Origin of the sequence: Desulfoluna butyratoxydans (genome assembly GCF_900699765.1) — a bacterium.
GTDB classification, from domain to species: domain Bacteria; phylum Desulfobacterota; class Desulfobacteria; order Desulfobacterales; family Desulfolunaceae; genus Desulfoluna; species Desulfoluna butyratoxydans.
This window is the reverse complement of record NZ_CAADHO010000003.1, coordinates 18,782-39,975: the sequence shown is the minus strand read 5'-3', so window position 1 is coordinate 39,975 and position 21,194 is coordinate 18,782. Positions and strand designations below refer to the sequence as shown.

General features: G+C 60.2%; 15 protein-coding genes and 1 tRNA gene. 13 read left to right on the top strand and 3 right to left on the bottom strand.

Annotated features, from left to right (window positions below; all coding sequences use genetic code 11):
• Positions 1-282 precede the first annotated feature (282 nt).
• The 3 genes from MSL71_RS09150 to MSL71_RS09140 form a co-directional block, all read right to left on the bottom strand.
• Positions 283-3,120 carry a M16 family metallopeptidase gene (locus MSL71_RS09150; RefSeq protein ID WP_180139176.1) on the bottom strand — a complete coding sequence of 946 codons (2,838 nt, stop codon included), beginning with the start codon at positions 3,118-3,120 and terminating at the stop codon, positions 283-285.
• A gap of 84 nt (positions 3,121-3,204) precedes the next feature.
• The gene (locus tag MSL71_RS09145) at positions 3,205-3,429 is read right to left on the bottom strand and encodes a hypothetical protein (protein WP_180139173.1); all 225 of its coding nucleotides are present in this window, start codon (positions 3,427-3,429) and stop codon (positions 3,205-3,207) included.
• Between the two features lie 292 nt (positions 3,430-3,721).
• Positions 3,722-5,608, bottom strand: coding sequence for a peptidylprolyl isomerase (locus MSL71_RS09140; RefSeq protein ID WP_180139169.1), 1,887 nt, complete (start codon positions 5,606-5,608; stop codon positions 3,722-3,724).
• 429 nt (positions 5,609-6,037) lie between these two features.
• Here MSL71_RS09140 and MSL71_RS09135 point away from each other — a divergent pair.
• From MSL71_RS09135 to MSL71_RS09075, 13 genes are all read left to right on the top strand, one after another.
• Positions 6,038-6,113, top strand: a tRNA-Ala gene (locus tag MSL71_RS09135).
• A gap of 195 nt (positions 6,114-6,308) precedes the next feature.
• A complete protein-coding gene (locus MSL71_RS09130) occupies positions 6,309-6,689 on the top strand; it encodes a VOC family protein (RefSeq protein WP_180139166.1) in 381 nt (126 codons plus the stop codon).
• Positions 6,690-6,726: 37 nt separating this feature from the next.
• On the top strand, positions 6,727-7,623 hold the full coding sequence (locus tag MSL71_RS09125; protein WP_180139163.1) for an NAD(P)-dependent oxidoreductase: 897 nt from the start codon (positions 6,727-6,729) through the stop codon (positions 7,621-7,623).
• A gap of 170 nt (positions 7,624-7,793) precedes the next feature.
• The gene (locus tag MSL71_RS09120; protein ID WP_180139160.1) at positions 7,794-8,609 is read left to right on the top strand and encodes a substrate-binding periplasmic protein; all 816 of its coding nucleotides are present in this window, start codon (positions 7,794-7,796) and stop codon (positions 8,607-8,609) included.
• Positions 8,610-9,143: 534 nt separating this feature from the next.
• Entirely contained in the window at positions 9,144-9,758 is a 615-nt protein-coding gene (locus MSL71_RS09115; protein ID WP_180139157.1) for a GNAT family N-acetyltransferase, read from the top strand.
• A gap of 123 nt (positions 9,759-9,881) precedes the next feature.
• Positions 9,882-10,988: a DUF2156 domain-containing protein gene (locus MSL71_RS09110; RefSeq protein ID WP_180139154.1), complete on the top strand. Its 1,107-nt coding sequence runs from the start codon at positions 9,882-9,884 to the stop codon at positions 10,986-10,988.
• A 324-nt stretch (positions 10,989-11,312) separates the two neighbouring features.
• Positions 11,313-12,398: a biotin synthase BioB gene (locus MSL71_RS09105; protein WP_180139151.1), complete on the top strand. Its 1,086-nt coding sequence runs from the start codon at positions 11,313-11,315 to the stop codon at positions 12,396-12,398.
• Between the two features lie 906 nt (positions 12,399-13,304).
• The gene (locus tag MSL71_RS09100) at positions 13,305-14,339 is read left to right on the top strand and encodes a beta/alpha barrel domain-containing protein (protein WP_218950991.1); all 1,035 of its coding nucleotides are present in this window, start codon (positions 13,305-13,307) and stop codon (positions 14,337-14,339) included.
• A gap of 43 nt (positions 14,340-14,382) precedes the next feature.
• Positions 14,383-15,216, top strand: a complete 834-nt coding sequence (locus MSL71_RS09095) for a fumarylacetoacetate hydrolase family protein (RefSeq protein WP_218950990.1) — start codon at positions 14,383-14,385, stop codon at positions 15,214-15,216.
• Between the two features lie 38 nt (positions 15,217-15,254).
• Positions 15,255-17,012 (top strand): non-ribosomal peptide synthetase, encoded by a 1,758-nt coding sequence (locus tag MSL71_RS09090; RefSeq protein WP_218950989.1) that lies wholly within the window; start codon positions 15,255-15,257, stop codon positions 17,010-17,012.
• Positions 17,000-18,778, top strand: coding sequence for an asparagine synthase (glutamine-hydrolyzing) (asnB, locus tag MSL71_RS09085; protein ID WP_180139148.1), 1,779 nt, complete (start codon positions 17,000-17,002; stop codon positions 18,776-18,778). Before MSL71_RS09090 ends, asnB begins: the two co-directional genes overlap by 13 nt.
• Positions 18,779-18,807: 29 nt before the next feature.
• A complete protein-coding gene (locus MSL71_RS09080; protein ID WP_180139145.1) occupies positions 18,808-19,494 on the top strand; it encodes a thioesterase II family protein in 687 nt (228 codons plus the stop codon).
• A 92-nt stretch (positions 19,495-19,586) separates the two neighbouring features.
• Positions 19,587-21,062: a PqqD family protein gene (locus tag MSL71_RS09075; protein WP_180139141.1), complete on the top strand. Its 1,476-nt coding sequence runs from the start codon at positions 19,587-19,589 to the stop codon at positions 21,060-21,062.
• Positions 21,063-21,194 lie beyond the last annotated feature (132 nt).

The following is a 21,194-nucleotide window of genomic DNA, read 5'->3' as shown; positions in this document are numbered from 1 at the left end:
GGCGCACCTCACGTGAGTCGTAAATGTTTGTGGGGACTATATAAATGATCACCTGCATAAAATCAAGACCATTACGAGCCCCGGACAGAGGCCTGCCATAAAGATGTTATCCCACCGTATACATTGCGTTTCCATCCCACCCAAAACCCTTGCAGATACGTTCTTTCCCAAGAAACATATCATGGAAAAAGCCCATCGCCCCCTCCCCCGTTTTTTTTCAAAGAGGCAAAAAAAACCGCCCCGTTTCCAGGGCGGCGAAAATTTCAGGGCCAGAAAAGGCGATCAGGACGACGGCACGGGACGTACCGTCAGGACCGCGGCCTCCGGAACCTTGAGATAGGCTTGGGCCAGGGCCTGGAGCTCAGCTGCTGTAACGGCGGCGTAGTCCTCCAGGATATCCCGGGGCCAGACCAGTTTTTCCGGGTACCTCGAGGAGTCCTGCATAACGCTGTTGAGCCAGTACCCGTTGGTGCGCCGGTAGTCGATGATGCGGTTCACCACGGGGTCCACCACGCGCCGGAGTTCATCCTCGGTGGCCGGTGCCCCACGGAGGCCGTCGGCGATCTCTTTCACCGCTGCGATGACCTCGTCCACCTGTTCGGGGCTCACGGTAATGACGGCACGGAGGGTGCCATACTCCGGGTAGGCCCTGCTGGAACGGTTCCAGGCTTTGGGAGAGTAGGCCGCCCCCAGGTTTTCCCGAACGGTCTCCCGCAGGCGCTCGGAAAAAAGAGACCCCAGGATGGAGAGGCGGCGTACCGTATGGATATCGCCCATGCCCGTGGTGGGCCAGGCCACCGTGACCACGGCTTTGTCGATGGAACTCTCAACGGAGAGATCAAGGCGCTTTCCCCCGGGGAAGGCAAGGTCGTGATCCCGGGCAGGCTGCGTGGCCTTGCGGGGAAGCGACCCGAGCCATCGCCCGCACAGGGAGATCACCTCCTCCACGTCCATGTCCCCCACCACGGAGAGCTCCAGGGGCGCCCCTTGCAGGTCGGGCATGACAAAACCGTTGACCGCCTCCAGGTCGATGCCCTCAAGGGAGACGCCCGGATACCCGAAGCGGGCTTTATCCCCGGTGAGAAAGGCCTCGACCTGTTTCTGGAGCACGCCGTCCACGGTGCGATCCATCTCCTCAAGGCCCTGTGTATAGCGCTGGGTCGAAAGGTGGTAGGCATCCTCTTTGAGTCGGGTGTCGGTAAGCTGGGTAAAAAGCACCTGAAACATGAGTTCCAGCTCCCCGGGGATGGTGCGCCCGGAGAGACCGAACCCGTCCTGGCCCGCACCATAGTAAAAGGAGGTATTGGTACCGGCCATGGCCCGGGCGGTCTCGTCCCGGTTCAGGCGCCCCAGGCCGCTTTCGTTGGTCACCATCTCGGAAATGGAGGCCAGGCCGGGGGCAAGCCCCCGGGCCCCTTTGACACCCTGTCCGAACCGCAGGGAGTAGAGCACCTCCCTGGCCTTGAAATCCGTCTGCTTCAGGTTCAGAACCAACCCGTTGTCAAAGGTGACCACGGTGATCCCGAGGTCATCGTGATCCACCCGCGAAACAACCTTGCCCGGGGTTTCAGGGGCCGGAAGGTAGGGAAACGCCGCTGCCGACTTGGCCGGGGGCGGGGTGGCCGCCACAAGGCCGCTCTTCTTATAAGCGGCAAGAAGGACGGCTTCTGGGCCTTTGTCACCGGCGTCCAGGCGGAGGTTGCCCTCCACCATCACAAGGCGATGGGAGGGGTTCCACACCTCCTTGAGCACGCGATGCAGCTCGTCTGCCGTCACCGCGTCCACCACAGGCTCGAACAGGCGGCGCGCATCCCCGGGGGAGACAACCACCTTCTCTGTGGTGTAGCTCTGGATCAGAAGGGAAGCCAGGGCCCTGCTGTCCCGGGTGGAGGCCTTCTCCTCCGCCTGCAGGAGGGCGTTTTTCATCTCCTTTTTGACCCTTGCCACCTCATCGGGTGCAAACCCGAAGGCCAGGGCACTGCGCAGGGTATGGTCGATGACGGCAAGACTCTCCTCCCAATTTTCTGCGTCACAATCCGCCGCCACAATGCCGTAGCGCACATGGCGCAGATAGGTTCCGGCCCCGGCCCCGGCCGAGGTAAAGGGAGTACCGGGCTTTCCGATACGCTCCTCCAGCCGGTTGTCAAGGATCCGGCTCGCCATGTCAAAGAGCATCTGCTCCCGTCGGACGGCAAAGGAATCGGGCTGCCGCGCCACATGATGCAACACCTGCAGGGTCACGGTGGTGCTCCCCGCTTCGGGATTGTAGGCGTAAAACGCCTTGGTCCCTGCATGGGCAAAGGAGCCCTCGTCGGGGAGCTTCCCTTTGGGGGCACGGGCCTCAAGGGAGGAGAAGCGGTCCCGGATCAACCCAGCCACCTCGACGGGATCCACGTCTCCCGCCACCACCACGGCCATGTTGTCCGGGCGGTACCAGGTGTCGTAATAGCTCCTCAGAAGGGCTGAATCCGCGCCCTTGATGACCGACTCCAGGCCGATGGGGTGCCGATCATTGATCCGCATGCCCGGCAACGCAAAGGCCAGGTTCTTCACAAAGCTGCGGTAGGATTCGGAGTCCCGGTCTCTCTTCTCGGCCAGGATCACCCCGCGTTCCCGGTCCACCTCTGTCTCCAGGAGCAGAGCCCCTCCCGCATAGTCGTGCATGACCAGGAGCCCTTCGGCCAGGCTCTTGGTGTCGCCCGCGGGCAGCACCACGTCGTAGACGGTTTCATAAAAACCGGTATGGGCGTTGGCGTCTCCGCCGAACCGCATGCCGATGCGCTGAAAGTATTTGATGAGTTCACCGGGGGGGAAATGCTCGGAGCCGTTGAACAGCATGTGTTCCAGAAAGTGGGCCACGCCCCGCTGGGCTTCGGTCTCGACCATGGAGCCTGATTTAACGGCCAGGTGCATGCTCACCCGGTCCTTGGGCTCCGTGTTCCTCATCACGAGATAGGTCATCCCGTTGTCCAAGACCCCTTCCACCACGGCCGGGTCTTTGGGAAGGCGCGGTTCCGGAGCAGCGGTGGTGCCGAGGTCACGGCGGGCACACGCGGCGGTGACAACCAGCATCACGGCCAGCAGGCAGTGAAGGACACGTTGAAACGATTTTCCTGTCATGGTTTCTCCCTCAAATAAATAAAAAAGGCCGGTTGGACGTCATGACGTTCTTCCCGGCCTCGAAATCATCGATTGTGCATGTGGCTACCGAACAAAGGCAAACCAGATGTACCCGACAAAGATCCCCGCCCACATCACGGCGGCGAGGTACCCGAAATAGTTGATGGGTTTTTTGGCCAGGCCGTATCGGTCCACCGTCCCCACGCGCTTGTGGCAGCTCGGGCAGGTCTCTGCAGCCAGCGACAGGCTGGCAAAACAATACGGGCACCTTTTGGACGGGAACACCCGTTTGGTTTTTGCTTTTCCCATGCACCATCTCCTGCTGAGTGGTTGTCGTGAGGGTCGTCTGGTCTTCTGGTCGATGGGCGACTGGCTTGAAAATATGCATGGGAAACCGGCTTTTCTCTCCGGACCCCGTGCGGGATCATGGCGGTATCGCGCAAGCCCTTTTGGTCAGCGCATACAGATATATATGCTACCATAAAAAAAACCTGCCGGGCAAGCCAATGAAGCGTTTCCGGCAGGTTTCTCGTCTTTTCGGGCCATGGGTCAGGCCCCCGGGTCGCCCTCGGGCGTCAGGGAGTCCGACACGCAGGACGGATTATTCAGCGTCGGCTGATGCGAAACGGGGGTCCCGCTTGATCTCCGCGGCGTTTCGCAACTCCTCAACCCACTTGGACAGCACATCGCTGCGCTTGCGATTGAGAAGCTCGGCTTTCAGGTCTTCGGATACCTCGGGGTACCCGTCCAGGCCGGGAATCTTCTTCTCTTTGAGGGCCACCACATAGTAGCCTCCGTTGCCGCTGATCACCTCACCGGCAACAGGCTCTTCGGCGTTGAGACCAAAGGCCGCCTCAACCACCTTGCGATCCAGGGCATCGGCCCCTTTGCCGTCCCGGGTAAACATGGGAGACTCTGTGACCTTGGTCCCTTCGGGGAAGTCCTTGCCTTCCTTGAGGAGGGCCAGGAGGGCGGCAGCCTCGGCCTCGGCTTTCTGAGCCTTGGCCTGAGACAGGGCATCGGCCTGTACAGCCTCTTTTACGGCGGTGAGTTCAGGCACCACAGACTCTTTCTTCTCCATGAGCTGAACGATGTAGTAGGTGCCGTTGTATTCCAGAATATCGCTGACCCCGCCGACCTCCAGGTCGAAGGCGTCTTTGGCGATACGCATGCGATCCACGCCGGGAACGGTCTCGGGACCTTTCCAGCGGGTAAAAAATGCGCTTTCGGTCACAGGAAGCTCGGCGGTCTCGCCTGCCTCCTTGAGGTTGTCGCTGCCCAGGACCATGTCAAAGGCATTTTCCGACGCAGCGTAGGCGTCGGCTTCGGCCTGCTCATCCACAAGGCCCTGACGGATTTCGTCGGACACCTCGGCCAGGCTCTTTTCCGTGGCGGGGTTTTTCTTCTCCAGCTTGATCACGTGCCAGCCGAACTGGGTCCGGACAGGTTCGCTGATCTCCCCTTCGGCCATGGCAAAGGCCTTGTCGGCAAAGGGCTTCACCATGGAGCTGCGGTCAAAGGCGCCCAGGCGCCCGCCGTCCTTGGCCGAAGGCCCTTCGGACAAAGTTTTGGCCAGTTCGGCAAAATCCGCGCCCTCGGCCGTGGCCTTGGCGTACACCTCATCGGCCCGCTTCCGGGCCGCAGCCTCTTCCTCGTCCGTGGCCTCATCGGCCACCTTGATGAGGATATGGCTCGCTTCCACGGTCTCAGGGGTCTGGTACCGGGCCAGGTTGGCCTCGTAGGCATCTGCGACTTCCTCGTCGGAGACACTCACCCCGTTGCGGAAGTCGTCCCGGCTGAATCGCATAAAGGCGATCCTGGCCTCGGGGTCAGTTTTGTATCGCTCTCCGTTTTCGGCAAAATAGGTCGTGACATAGTCATCGTCCACGGTGACATCCGCGTAGGAGGCCGGATCAAACAGGGCGTAGCGGACCGAGGCTTCGGTGTTCTTGTATTTGTAGAGTTCCTGGACTTCGCCGTCCGTTACCTGCACGCCGCTTTCCACCATGCTTCGCAGCTTGGAGATGAGCATGGCCTTTCTCTGCTGCGCTTCAAACTGGGGAACGGTGAGCCCGTTCTGGCGAAGGAGGGCTTCGTAGAGCGTCATGTCAAAGACGCCGTCCCGTTTGAAATAGGGCAGCTCCGTGATGGCCTGCTCAAGCTCTTTGTCGGTCACCTGAAGCTTCAGGCGCTCGGCCTCCTGGGTCATCAGCTCACTGGTGATGAGGCTCTCCAGGGCCTGCTCACGGAGCCGGAACATCTTGATCATCTCCTGGCTCAGGTTTCCGCCCAGCTGACGCCGGTATCCCTCCACCAGTTCATTGTAGGCCAGTCGGTAATCGTCCCAGCTGATAACGGCCTTGTTCACCTCTGCAACAATGGAGTTGCCGCTGTTGCGGTCCGGTCCGAGTCCAAGAAAAATAAATACCAGGACAATAACGCCCAGCAGTATCTTGATTATCCAGGAGCCGGCATTGTCACGCATCATTTGTAGCATCAATATACCTCTGTACCCTTATTGTCGTCGTTGGTTTCGGGGGCTGGGACGGATGGGCGGCACCATCTGGTAAGGCAGTTGCTTGCGCATCACGACAGGATAGCCGAACGCGGTGAGCCATCACCGCCCGGCGGCCGCAGCAAACGAGTGCCGCCACCTCATTTTCCCACGCCCATACGGGTTCATACCCTTATATTAAAAAACTCGAATACCTTTACCATCCCTTGTTTTGAGAGTACAGAATTTATTTTCCGCCCCCCGGAGCGCCCCGGTATTTCAAATGGGTCCGGGGCCCTATCGTCCCCGGGCATTCCGAAAGCGCAAAAAGAGTCATTTTTTTCATTGACACCCGTGCGGTGATGGTCTAAATACTCTCTCGTTTGTTGCGAGCGATCTTCAAACGCACCAGACACAAAATGTGGGGCTGTAGCTCAGCTGGGAGAGCGCATGACTGGCAGTCATGAGGTCAGGGGTTCGATCCCCCTCAGCTCCACCATTTAAGATTTCAAGGGCCTGTCGATTTTTTCGACAGGCCTTTTTTGTTTCCCCCTCCCACTCCCCCTTCCATCCGGTTGACCGGCAGTCAGCGTCGGCGCTATACTGTTTCACCCGACAGACCTTAACAAGGACGCACCGGAGCCCCCGGCGCCCCCTCCTTCAACACGTCAGCAATAAAACCACAGGAGACCCCATGGGCACCTTAAAAATCGCACACACCAACTTCACTGTTTTCGATCTTGAAAAAAGCCTCGCCTTCTACACCGAGGCCCTGGACTTCGAGATCGTCCGCCGCCATGAGGCCGAAGACGGCAGCTTTGTCCTCGTCTACCTGGGGGACGGCACCGGCGGTCACCAGCTCGAACTCACCTGGCTCAAAGAGCGAACAGAGCCCTACAACCTGGGCGACAACGAAATCCATCTGGCCGTCACCACCGATGCCTACGACACCTGGCATGCCCGCCACAAGGAGATGGGCCTGAACCTCTGGGAGAACGAGGCCATGGGCATCTACTTTGTGGAAGATCCCGACGGGTACTGGATCGAAGTGGTCCCCGAAAAGATGATGAAGTAGCGTTTCCATTTATTACATTTTAAGGAAGGGTATCGCCATGCAGTTCAGCACGACCGACACACGTATCGGATGGATCGGGACCGGGGTCATGGGACAGTGGATGTGCCGCCACCTCATGGACCACGGCTTTCAAGCCACTGTCACCAACCGCACCAAAGCCAAGGCCCAGCCCCTCATGGACCTGGGGGCCGAGTGGAAAGAGACCCCCGAGGAGGTGGCCGCCGCCTCGGACGTAATCTTCACCATCGTGGGATTTCCCAAGGATGTGGAAGAGGTCTACCTGGGAGAATCCGGTATTCTCAAGGGTGCGCGCCCCGGCGCCGTGGTGGTGGACATGACCACCACTTCCCCGAGCCTTGCCCAGACCATTTACAAAGAGGCCGCATCCAAAGATGTCCGGGCCGTGGACGCCCCGGTCTCCGGCGGAGACGTGGGCGCCCGCAACGCAGCCCTCTCCATTATGGTGGGGGGCGACAAGGACACCGTAAAAGCGCTGACACCCCTGTTCGAAATCATGGGCAAGCAGCTCGTCCACCAGGGCCCTGCCGGCTCCGGCCAGCACACCAAGATGTGCAACCAGATCGTCATCGCCGGCACCATGATCGGCATGTGCGAATCCCTTCTTTACGGAGAAAAGGCCGGGCTCGACCTTGAGGTCATGCTCTCGAGCATCACGGGCGGTGCGGCAGCCTGCTGGTCCCTGGACAACCTGGCGCCCCGGATCCTCAAAGGGGAGTTCGACACCGGCTTTTTCGTGGAGCACTTTGTCAAGGACATGGGCATCGCCCTGGAGGAGGCCCGGCGGATGAACCTGGCCCTGCCCGGCCTTGCCCTGGTCAATCAGCTCTACCAGGCCGTCATGGCCCACGGGGGCTCACGCATGGGCACCCAGGCCCTCATGCGCGCCCTGAAGCAGCTCAACAACGCCATCTGACAACATCCCCGCACCCGGGGCTGCCCCGGCAGCCCCGGGTGCCGCAACCCACCCCGTTTATTTACCTTTCCCGCCATCCAGTCCCTCTGATATACTTTTCTCACACAGCAACACACCTCAACGCCCGGCCCGAACCGGACACCCCCATCACCCCCCACATGGACGGATGCATGAAAAAAGGCCTCTGGCTTGCAGCCCTGCTGATAACCTGCCTGACCACATGGCAAACAGGCATCGCAGCAACGGATGTGGTCGTGTATTGCGACGACAACTACCCACCCTACAGCTACGCGGTGGAGGGACAGGCCCGGGGCATCTACCCCGCCATCCTTGAGCAGGCCTTTCAGCGCATGGAGGGGTACCGCGTCACCATCCTGCCCATCCCCTGGAAACGGGGACTTCACGACATCGAAAACGGCAAGGTGTTCGCCATCTGCCCGCCCTACTTCAGACCCCGGGCGCGGCCGTACATGTGGCCCTACTCCACCCCCATCCTCCAGGAAAAAGTGGTGCTTCTCTGCCGGGACGAGATCCTGCAGAGCGCCCCCAGGCACACCTGGCCCGAAGACTTCCGCGGCCTGACCATCGGTAGCAACGACGGCTTTCTTTTAGGAGGCGAGGCCTTTTACCGCGAAGTCGAAAAAAACAACATCCGCATCGACGAAGCCAGGAGCAACCGCATCAATCTCTTGAAACTGGGCATCAAACGAACAGACTGCTACATCAACGACCGCCTCGCCATCCTCTGGGAACTCAACAAACTCAAAAAAGAGGGTCTCTACGATGAAGGGGGAACCCACGCCCTGCTGAGCGAGGCCCTTGTCGTCAGCACCGAGTGGGGCCACCTGGGGTTCACCAGCCGGGACTTCGGGCGGTTTCACTTCAAAAAAGACTTCATCATCAAATTCAATGCAGTCATCACCGACATGCAGAACAAAGGGGAGATCCGGCGCATCATGACCCAGGTGATGACCGCCCCGGAGTAATCCGCCCGCCCCTCCCCCGCAATACCTGCCTGTTTCACTTCATCATACCTACCACGACATCCCCACCAACCCCTTCCGGGAAAACATCCCCACCCGGACAGCCCACGAGAAAACAGCTAAGACAGAAAAATAAAGTGCTATTACAGTTTTTTACGGCAAAAATCTAAGGTATTTCAAAACCGCAAAATGCCATTCACCGTTTTCGACTCAATTTCCTCACCCTCCAGATAAGCCATCCCCCCATCAGCTGCGTTATCAGCGCGTTGAGGTAAGCCACTACATATGCGGCCATGATGCCCCGGATAAGGGTGCAGTCAACCCGGAAGATATCCGGACCGGCAACACCACCTCAAGAGTAAAAAATCACTCCTGTACCAATATCTCATCCTTCCCTACTATTTACTCGTTACTGACCCGTCTTCGCGGGGCAGATTGCCACCAGGCGCACACCCCTCACAGCGACGGGAGCACCGCCGGTAAGGCCCCGCCTTTTCAGGTCGTTCTTTACTTACCTACCAAAAGGAGTTTTGCACCATGAAGGACAAGAGTCACACCCCGATCATCGTCACGGGAAAGCTGCCCGAGACACTTCAGCAATCAGCCATTGAGGTATTTCTAAGCGGATTCGGACAAAAAATCGACCACCTCATGCTCAAGCCCCGTGACCGCGCCCAGGCCCTGCGGATCTATCGCGACGGCGCGGACTTCTCTTCGGGAATCTATGCCGTCTGCCGGGGGCGTGTCGCAGGCATGCTGGGCTTTCACTACCAAAACCAGAAATTCATCAACCTGAACCTTGCCACCCTGAACCGGGAGTTCGGCTTCTTCGGGGGCGTGACGCGAAAGCTCAGCGGCTCTGTGTTCAAGGACATCCACCCCTTAAGCCACAACGAGGTCAGGGTGCAGGTTATCGCGGTGGACAACGCCTTCCGGGGTACCGGGGTGGGCCACCGGCTCCTGGAGACCTTGTTCGCCTTCGGCAGGACCCGCCGCCTCTCCGGCGTTCGTCTGGAAGTTGTCGACACCAACCCCGGGGCCAAAAAGCTCTACGAGGAGCTCGGGTTTGCCGACTGCGGCACCCTGCCCTACGGCCCCATCGCCGCCAAAGCCGGGTTTTCATCACAGTTTCGCATGAAAAAGCCCCTGTGATACGCCCCGCCTTTCCCACCCCAAAACCCCACAATGTTCAAACCGCCACAACACCCCATGCGACAAGCATGCATACACAGGCGAAACGTAACAATCGCAAAAAAAAGAAGGAACACACGATTTATGGAAAACTACAAAAGATTCGGTTCATTCACCATGGCTTACTCCATCAAAAAAGACCCCCAGTTCTCACATTTCCCCCATGAAAAAGGCTCCATCGCCTATCAGGACAAATTCGGCGTTCGCATCTTTGTGGGCGACCCCTTCTGCTGCCCATGCGATGCGGCGGCGGTAATCAAGGCCTTTGTCAAAGAGAGCCGCCTGCTTCGCCGCCCCCTGGTGGGCATGCAGTGCAGCCTGGAGACCGCGCGTCATTTCAGCAGCCACGGATTTGACGCCACCCACATGGGGGTTGAGACCCTTATCCTCAACGACTGGACCATCAAAGGGAAAAACGTGGGGCGTCGAATCCGCAAGGCCCAGAAAAAAGGCCTTGTGGTCTCCGAAGCCCGGTGGGACTCCGACCCCACCCTGGCACAGCAGGCCATGGAGATCTCCGAGGCATGGCGCCAGACGCGCAAAACCAAAACCCCTCTGAACCTGCTTCTCCGCGAGCCCACGTTTCGGGACGAACCGGACGAACGCACCTTCTTTGCCCGACTGGACGGCGCCCTCGTTGGATACGTTACCTTTGAGGCGATGTACGACCAGAACCGTAAAATCGGGTGGTACGCCAACATCAACCGCCGGGACGACAGCCGCAACATCGCCATCTTCGATGCCATTGTGGACGATGCCCTTGCCTGCTTCAAAACCGAGCCGGGATTCCGCGTGCTCTCCCTGGGCCTGGCCCCCATGGCCGGAAGGCACAACGACCATGGATTCTCCAACCGGCTGGTGGAGCGGGTCTCGGATCTCAGCTACCACTACGGAAACGACGGGTACAACTACAAGGGAATCTTCCAGTCCAAAAAAGGCTACTGGCCCAAGTCTTTTGAACGCAACCCGAACCAGGTGGAGGTCCGGGACACCTACTGCATCACCAGGGGCTCCATTCCCTTGGATCCCGTGGCCAAGGCGTTTATGGGGGTCGGCATTCTCCCCGAAGGCCTTGCCCACACAGCCTGGTTTGCCACCCGCATGACCGTTGCCGGCATGTGGCGTGAGTTCAGAAAAACCAGCCGCTCCAACCTGGTGACCTTCTGGAAGGGCCTCACAGCCTCCTTCTGATCTGTCACCGCGTAACCTGCACCGGGGGGTTTTCTCCCCGGTGCCACCGTCACCCGGGGGGCGTTGCCCCCCGGGCCTTCCCCACCCTGCCCCTTCCATTGGCATATGCCTTGCTATCTGTTTAGCGGTGAGCAGGTGACCGGGCATCAAATGGGGCAAACCGCCCTCTTCACCCCCGGCCCACCGGCGTGAGATTCTGTTTTTACAGGCCCATGCACTCCCCGGAGCCCGGCACGCACCGGCAGGCCATCTCTTCCCTGCCCGATACCCTGCCGCAGGCAGATCGCGGCGACGTTCGAAGAATTGCGAAGTGAGGTGATAAAAATGCGAAGCAAAGCGATAGACCAGGCCACCCTCTCCATCATCCACAAAGGCAGCAAGGGCAAAGGCCTCACCAAGAGCGAGGCCCTGACGCTGCTCCACGAGCTCCCCACCCGGGGCGAGGCATTCACGGCCCTCCTGAAAACAGCCGACGGCCTCTCCCGCCGCCAGTTCGGAAACATGGGCGAGGTGCACGGCCAGATCGGCCTCAACGGAGAACGGTGCAGCAACGACTGCCAGTTCTGCATGTTCAGCGATACCTGGAGCGCCCTTGACACCCCGTTTTGTCTCAACAAAAAAGAGGTTCTGGAACACGCCGCGGCCCTTGGAGCCCAGAACGTGGGGTCCATCTCCCTGATGACCACCGCCGATTACGACTTTGACCTCTTCCTCTCCATGGGAGCCATGGTCCGCAAGGAGCTCAAAGGGCGGATTCCCCTCTTTGCCAACTGGGGCGACCTGGATTCGGACCAGGCCCGGGCCGTAAAAAAAGCCGGTTTCACCTTCTGCTACCACGCCCTGAGACTCGGCGAAGGGGTGGTAACCCTCATCGACCCGTACAAACGCATGCAGACCATTGAAAACGCCCATCGGGCCGGCCTGCTGGTGGGGTCCTGCCTGGAACCCATCGGCCCGGAGCACAGCTACGAGGAGATCGCCGATCTCCTGGACCTCATGCGCACACTCAATATCTCCTGGATGGCCACCATGAAGCGCATCCCCATATGCGGCAGCCCCCTGGAACCCTACGGCCAGATCTCCGACGAGGAATTTGCCCGCATCACCGCCGTGACCCGCCTCTTTTTCGGCAACACCATCTTCACACTGGCCGCCCACGAGCCCTCCCCCTTGTGCCTCAGGGCGGGGGCCAACTTCCTGGTGGCGGAGCGGGGAACCAACCCCCGGGACATGGACACCCGGACCGAGACCGGAAGGGCCTGGGACGCCCCGTCCTGCCGCGCCATGCTCAAGGAGGCGGGCTACGACGTCTACACAGGCCAGGTGAACCGGCGGTACCTGGCCATGGGTTTCAAAAACAGATTTTTCGGGCACGCAGGGCGCCTGATGAGAAATTACCTGCGCCCGTAAGTGGCGGGACTTTCGCCACGCTGCGAATACCTTCTTTTCGCAACCCGCGATTTATCGACACCCGAAGTCGGTGGACACCACAAACACCCCAGACCCGCACCGCGCCAGAGTGGGAAGCAATAAAGCGAAGCTCAAAAAAGTCTCATCACAAGTCATGTCGTATGCATCACGGATTCAGCCCGTTGCATCCCGAAGAAACATCCCGGCCTTGTCATTGCGACAAATCTTCGGCTTCATTTTTGTTATTTTGAAGATTTTACCTTGACAGAATTAACACATGTAAAATAATATCCCCACACCATGTTACGTATTATAAGATTCGCCCAAATCAAAACATTGTATTGCACCCTGCAATCATAAATTGAGCCTCCTGACATTTCGGAATCACGTACATTTTACGCAAGCAATAAATCCTCAATTGACGTCACGAGCACATAGTCAATATGCCGCAGGATTTATCGGCAGGAATACGACCGACGCCCGACACCGCCGCATCGTCAAGCCCCCCCGTATAGGTGGGACGATCGATGCCTGTACGGGAAAAAACCGGCCTTTTGTTTTACCAGTCGTACAATAAATAGCCTCCGGCGACCGCATGCACTATGACGACGAACCGGTGTGTTGACGAGCAACATCGCCACGCCCGGCCCCTGCGATCCAGGCAAAGGAGGCCGTGCATTGGAGTCACGGCCTCGTAATATTCGATAATTCCAGAACATTAACCAAACCGTCCATACCCAAAAATGCCAGTAACAACCCCCGGCCCCTTGCCCACGGCATGGGACCGGTGATCCACCTGCACCCCGGGCGTGCGTTTCCAGGCCACGCCGGAACTTCAACAGTTCAAGCCCCCCGGCTTTACAGCGGGATAACCTTTAATCTGCAATAAACACGAAGGGGACATGAATGATGAAAGAGACAACCAAACAAGATGTGACGGCGTCAACCCATGGGATCCAGCTGCTCGACTCGACCTTGCGCGACGGCTCCTACGCGGTTGATTTTCAGTTTGACAAGGCCTTTGTCATTGGCCTGGCAAAACGGCTCAACGATCTCTCCGTCAACCTGGTGGAAGTGGCCCACGGCATTGGTTTTGAAGCGGAAAGGGCCGGGTACACGGAGAGCAACATCAGCCTCACCGAGTGGTGCGACATCGCCAACGAAAACTTCAGCACCTCAAAATGGGGAATGTTCGCTCAGCCCGGGTTCAGCCGCCTCTCCACACTGAAATGGCTGTGCAGCGAAGGGATGTCCTTTGTGCGGGTGGGCCTGGAAGCGTACCGGGTGGAGGAGAACCTGGATTATCTGGAACATGCCTTGACCCATTGCGATGACGTCTACCTGAACCTCATGAAATCCAGCGTGGTCTCCCCGGACAAGATCGGGAATTTCCTCCGGAATGTGCCCTCGGAGATCACCGGGGTCTATATCGTGGACTCCTACGGCACCATGCTGCCCGAAGACGTCGAGAACTATGTCCGAGCCGTCCGGGAAACCTTCCCCGTGGTGGGCTTTCACGGGCACGACAACCTGGGCATGGCCAATGCCAACAGCCTTGCCGCCATCTCTGCCGGAGCATCGGTCGTCGACGGCACCCTCTACGGCATCGGCCGCGGAAGCGGCAACGCCGCCATCGAGTCCCTGGCGGGCATCTTGTCCAACATGGGAAAGGGCGACTACGACTACCGCGAATTCGCGAAACTGGCCGAGATGTGCAACCAGGAGATGAAGGTCATTCCAGGGAGCCACTACCTCCAGGTCCTGGGCGGGGTCATCGGCTTGCACACCAGCCTGTTTCCGGTCATCGAAAAGGTGTGCTCCGAGCAGAAGATCGATGAGATGGCCGTCATGAAAGAGGCCCTGAACGTTGCCACATACGACCCCAAGGAATCCGACATCTACAAGGCCTCAGAGATCGTGTCCCAGAAAATGTGCGCATAGGAAACAAAGACCGGCCCAGAGCCGGTTCGAAAGGAAAAAAAGAGTGAAGCTATCTCGTTTGAAGCACGGAGAGAGTGCAAAAATCCACGCCTGCAACGGCGACGGCAGGTGGATGTGCCTGCCCGAGGAATTCCAGTCCTTCCGCCTGGTGGAACTTCTGGCCGACAAGCCGAGGGAAGCCATTCAGGGCCTCCTGGAGACCCAGGATACGGCAGATGTGTCGGCAAGCCGCCTGGACACGGCGGCCCCGGTTGCAGGGGACGGCGGGGATATCTGGGGCGCGGGGCTCAATTACCGGGGACACGCCAAAGACCTGGACGCCACCCAGCCGGTTTCAGGGCCCGGATCCTACCTGAGGCCCGCCGGGTGCCTCATCGCCAACGGCGATGCCATCGAGCTGCCGCAGCAGAGCAGGCGCGTCACCGCCGAAGGGGAGCTGGGCCTTGTCATCGGAACCCGCTGCAAGAATGTACGCCGCGAAAACTGGCGGGATGCGGTGGCGGCCGTGACCACGGTCCTGGACATGACCGCCGAGGACGTGATCCGCGAAAACCCCCGCTACATTCCCTGGGCCAAAGGCTTTGACACCTTTTGCAGCATCGGGCCCGCCCTGGTCTCCATGGACACCTTCGCACCGGGAGAGCTCGACACCCTGCGCGTGTCCACCGTCCGAAACGGGGAGACCATCGCTTCGGCACAGGTGTCCGAGATGCGCTACGACTTAGGCTTTCTGGTGGAGTATTTCTCCGCTGGCCGCACCCTCCTGCCCGGCACGGTGATCTGTACCGGCACCCCGGGGGCCGCAGCCATTGAGGCAGGTGACACGGTGGAGGCTGTCGTGGAGAAGGTCGGGCACCTCTCCCATCATGTGAAATAGACCGCCCGCCAGGCGATCGTAAGACGAAACGGAACGGTATGCATCAAATCAACATGGATAAGACCAACATCAAAGACAACATGTCTGTTGCGGATATGATCGACCGGAGTGCCCGCATGCAACCGGATGCCACGGCCATGGAGACGCCGTCGGCATCCCTGACATACGGAGACCTGGACAAAAAGACAAGGCAGCTGGCATCACGCGTGGAGCAGGAGACGCTCCCCGGTGAATTTGTCGGCATCGAAGGGCGGCGCGATGCCGCAACCATTGTGGCGATGGCAGGGCTGTTGAGGGCCCGTCGGCCCTTTGTGGTCATGGACCCGAGAGACAGCCAGGACTCCAATCGCAGCAAGGTGTCCCGGCTTCGAATCAACCAGGTGGCCCGGGGCACCGCCACCCCCGGAGAGGTCGAACTCGTGCCCACCCCTGCCCCCTGGGCGGGTGACGCCCCGGGTCGGCTCGAGCCGCGCGAAGACCTTTGCGGTGAGTGCGGCGACATCGCCTATGCCATCCACACCTCGGGCTCCACCGGAGAGCCGAAATGCGTTGCCGTGGCCGCCGACTCCATGGCCTCCGTGATCAGGGACCACATCCACAGGCTGGACGTGGGGCCCGGCAGCCGGACGCTCCAGTTTGCAAAGCTCACCTTCGACGGGTGCCTCACCGAGATCTTCTGGACCCTCTGTGCCGGAGCCTGCCTTGTGGTGGTGGACGAAGACGAGCTGGCACCCGGTGCCGTCCTGCAGAACACCTTGGAGCATCATGCCATCACCCACTTGAAAACAACGCCCTTTGCCCTGACGGCCACATGGCCCACACCGGCCATGCACCTGCGCCACGTCGTCAACGGCGGCGGCGCCTGCAGACCTGCCGTGGTGGAAAAATGGGCGCGCGTAACAGACTTCCACAACGCATACGGATGCACGGAGTCGACCATCTGCAACCTCCTGACCGGTACCCTGAGCCCCGACGCATGCCGCGACGGGGTCCCGCTGGGTGATGTGGTGGGAGACTGCGACGTCAAGGTGGCCCGGCAGCAGGCCGACCCCACGGATGAGCCTTCTCCGGACTGCCGGGGCGAGCTTGTCATCACCGGCAAAAGCGTGGCCGTCGGCTACCTTGCCGAAGAGGGGCTGCAGCGTTTCCTCGACCCGCAAGGCCACCGGGTGTACCGCACCGGCGACATCGTCACGGTGAGAAACGGCCAGTTTTACTTTGTGGAGAGAAGCGATCGCCAGGTCAAGGTACGGGGCTACCGCATCGACCCCGGAGAGGTGGAAGGCGTGGCCTGCGGCCTGGACACCATCGTCGAGGCGGTGGTCCTGGCCGAATCCCACGCAGGGGAAGAGGACGCAGGGGCCGACGCCCTTATCTGCTACTACCAGGGCGTGGCCGAGCCCCGCATGCTGCGTAGGCACCTGGAAGCAAACCTCAACCCGTACAAAGTGCCCTCGGTTTTCAAGCGCCTGGAGGCCATGCCCTACACGCGAAACGGCAAGGTGGATCGCCACGCCCTCCAGGCCGCCCGCCATCAGGTCTTTGAGGAGGCCACCACCGTCGAGGCCCAGATCCTCTCACTGGTGCGAAGCCTCACGGGCCTTGAAGACGCCAACCGGGACGACAACTTCTTCGACATCGGCGGGGATTCGGCCTCCACCATCATCCTGCTGGCCAAGATCAAGGAGCTGGGATGGACCGATGTGGGCGTGCGGGACGTGCTTCGGGCCGAAACACTCGGCGACCTTGTGGACGCCTTTCCCGAAAAGGAGGTGGAACGCTTATGTGCGGTATAAGCGGAACCTTTGCCCCGGACGGTGGGCTGGACCGCAGCCTCTGCGTGGCCATGCACAACCGGCTGACCCACCGGGGACCGGACGAAGCCTACTCCCTGAACACGGCGTCCCTGTCGGCAAAACTCGCAAGGCTCGGGATGATCGGCCTGCAAAACGGCTGGCAGCCCGTGGAAGAGGCCAGCGGACGCTTTGTGGCCCTGACAAACGGGGAGATCTACAACGCCGAGAGCCTGTTCCGGGAGCTGGGCATCCCCCGGCCCAGCGGCAACGGGGTGGATGTGGCCATCCTTCCGGAGCTGGTGGCCCGCTACGGCATCGACGGCCTGGAGAAAATCGACGGTCAATTTGCCTCGGTGATCCACGATCGCCTGGAAAACACCGTCTACCTGGCCAGGGACCGCTTCGGCATCTGCCCGCTGTTCTACACCACAGCGGGGCACGGTACCCACTTCTGCTCGGAGCTGAAACCCCTTGTGCAGTCCGTACCCGGACCGTGGCGCCTTGATTATGCCGCCGTGGACCAGTACTTCTCCCTGGGCAATATCGTGGCCCCCAGGACCCTTGTGGCAGAGGTCTCTGCCGTGGAGCCGGGGTGCGCCGTCAAGATAAGCGAAGACGGCCGCAAGACCCTGCGCTACTGGCGCTACGGCACCTTCACACCAACGAAGGGACCCGTGGATGCGGAAGCGATCCGCGAGGGTGTCCGGGACTCCATCGCCGTGCGCCTTCACTCCGATGTGGAAATCGGGTCCTACCTCAGCGGGGGGTTCGATTCCACGGCGATCCTCATGGACGCGGCCACCTTGTCCAAGGGCCCCATGCGCTCCTTTTCCGTGACGTTCGACGACCCGCGTCTGGACGAGGGACGCTACCAACGCTCTGTGGCGGCGGTCGCAGGCAGCGTCCACGAAGAGGTGCAGTGCGCCCCCAAAGACATTGCCGCCCGCTTCGAAAAGATGGTTCGCCACTGCTGCTTTCCCCAGCGGGAGACCTACAACGTCTCTGCCATGATGCTCTCGGAGCGTGTGCACAAGGCTGGGATCAAAGGCGTGGTCTCGGGTGAAGGGGCCGATGAGCTCTTCTTCGGCTACGACTCCTACGCCTTTGACAGCGTCCGGCGACGCCCGCCCAAAGCCAGCGCCCGCAACGAGCAGGCATGGGGCCGGGCGGATTTCAGCTGGGAGGTGGACTTAGACCGTGTGGAAGGCCGCCGTCGCACCTTCCTGTCCGACCATGCGCGCCAGGAGATTGTGGGCCGGGAGTTCTGGCGCAACCGCCTGATCCCCTATTCGGAAACAGAGCTCACCGGGCTTTCCCCCATGCAGCTGCGTTCCATCGCCGACGTCTATGTCCAGCTCGGCGGGCACCTGCTGGGTGACCACGGAGACGCCATGGTCATGGCCAACTCCATCGAAGGACGCTACCCCTTCCTCGGAAACTCGGTGGTCTCCCTGGCCCTTCAGGTACCCGACGACAAGAAGGTGGTGAATTTCGAAGGAAAGACCTGCCTGAAAGAAGCGTATCGCGACACCGTCCCGGACCAGGTCATGAACCGTGCAAAACACGGATTTACGGCCTATGACCTCAAATCCATCGTCGACCACCAGCTCTGGCAGGACTGGCAGGAAATGGTGGCCTCTGTGGAGGCCCTGAACCCGGAATGCATGGCCGGGCCGTCCCCTGAAACCGTCAACGAGAAATGGGATTTTCGCCTGGGCGCCATCAGCCTCGCCATGATCGTCGACGAGCTGGGTCTGCGATGCTGAAAAGGGACAAACCAATAAGGAAAACCATCATGGAGCAAGCAACACGGGATGTCATTATCTTTCCCGGAACCGGATCCTTCGGCAGCGAGTTTCAGCCCATTGTGCGGACGTTGAGGCCCAAGGCTCAGGTTCTCCGCTACCCCTGGCGTTACGGACAGGACGACGATGTGACGTCCTCGTTTCACGACGCGGCCATGTCCTGCCTGCCCCGCCTCCGGGACATGCAGGAAAAGGGACCCATCCTCTTCGGACACAGCTTCGGGGCGTATATCGCCTACGCCCTTGCCACCGCCCTGGAAAAAACAACATGCCGCATCGGCGGGCTCATCGTCGTCGGCGCCAACGCGCCCCATGTTCTGGACGGAGCCGCGTTACTACCGAGATCGCCCGAAGAAATCGAGGCTTACTGGGCCATGGTCGACCCAAGCCTCTTTGAACGAATCCCCGACCCGGAGTGGAAGGACGTCCTCATCGACACAAGCCGCAAGGAGCTGAATCTGCTGAGCGATTTCCATGCGCCGGATTTCGGGCGGCTGCACTGCCCCATTTTCGCGGCGTCCGGCGACCGGGATCCCCTGGTCACGAAAAACGGCCTCGACGGGTGGGACGAGTACACCACCGAGGGCGTGAAAAGCCGACGATTCAGCGGCGGTCACACGGACCTGCTGGCGACGGATGAGTTCATCACATGGGTCAAAAGAATTACTTACCATTAAGCAATTCAGTTGTGCCATGAACCGAGACCATGTATGCTGCTGAATTAGCAGCGTTTGTCACTAAACTGACATTACCTACAAGGGAAATTGGAATGCAAAAGCATATACTGAGCGCGCTGCGAAAGGCCCTGCCGGATAATGATGTAGATGCGGTTGAACAGTGTGTAACGAACCTGCACGGCAGATTACCACACAAAGACAATCTGAGTAAAAACACGGTGATGGTGGCCTACGGCGGCGGCAAGGACAGCGCCTACACCACCGCCTTTATGCGGGCCGTGCACCTGGCCATGGCGGAACGCTTCCACGGCGAGACGTTCCGTCTGGTCATCGTGACGATGCGTCACTCGGGCATGCCCTTTGTCGTGATGCAGAACATCCACCGGACCTATCAGGCACTGGGCGTGTACGACGACCCCATGGCCGAGCTGCTCCTCATAGAACGGGAGGAGGTGCGGCCCTTTGACCTGCACGCCCCCATGCCCCACGTGTTGATCGACTTTAACCGGACCGACCTGCTCATGGCCGGCCATCAGTCATACGGAGACGGCCGCACCTCCTTTTGCAACGCCTGCAATTTCAACGTGGCCAATTTCTTCGGGGTGGCGGCCCGGCATTGCGGCGTGGACCTCATCGTCACCGGGGACTCCCCGGACGAACAGCGGGATTATGCCGTATGGATCAACAAGCTGGCACACAAGACCGGGCAGAAGCCGTCCGGGGACGCCTCCTTCAAGGGCACCCTGAAAGTCCTCGACGGGATCTCCCAGGCCTATTTTACAGAGATCCACGGCGCAGGCCATGCAGACCGGCTGGCGGATCGCAGGGTCACGTGGGATGTCTCCGAGACCCTCACTTTTTTTTCGATTTACGATTACACGGACTACGCCTCCGGTGCCCACTGGGCGCTGCTCACCGATTTCCTGGGGTTTGTCTTCGACGAGCTGGCCTTCAGCTTCACGGAGTCCGATTGCGCCAACCCCGCCCTCATGGCGCATCTGCGCGGCCTTCGCACCGAACGGGTCTACGGACGGGGCTACCGGGAAGGCATTGATCAGTACACGGAGTTCGCCATTGAACTCATGGAGCACAAGGACTTTCCGGAGCACCTCATCGAAACCATCAAAAAGCGCTACGCCACGGATGAGGGCGTAACGCACATGCGCAGCCTCGTGGAAGGATACGCCCGGGACACCTTCGGCCTGAACACCGAGCAGCTGGCCTGCATGGTCTTCTCCCCCTTTGCAGGGCAATGTGCCGGGCTGCACAACTACCTCTCCGCCGAGCAGCCGGACCTGGTTTCCAGGCAAGGAGAGATCCGCACCCTCCTGATGGGCGGGCAGATTGAAAGCCAGGGGCTGGCCATCCGACTGGAACGGATCAGCGGCCTGAGCCTCACCGATTTGAGGCAGCTCGCGGCCTCCCCCCTGTGGTCGCCCACGGGCAGCGACAGCGACCGGGACGGGCTCCTGCCCTTTATCACGAAGAGCGACCCGAACCAGAAACTGATCCACGTGAATTTCGGCGGTGACGAATCGCCCATCATGGACCGGGTATCGGGAAGATAACCGCAGGCCAGCGCCTGGGCCCGGTTCCGGCAAACCCGGCACCGGGCCCAGGTACTGAAAAGATGAAAAAACCAGAAGCCCCCTTGTGCCCGGCGCCCTCACCACGAACACGACGGACCAGGCGTTTACGCC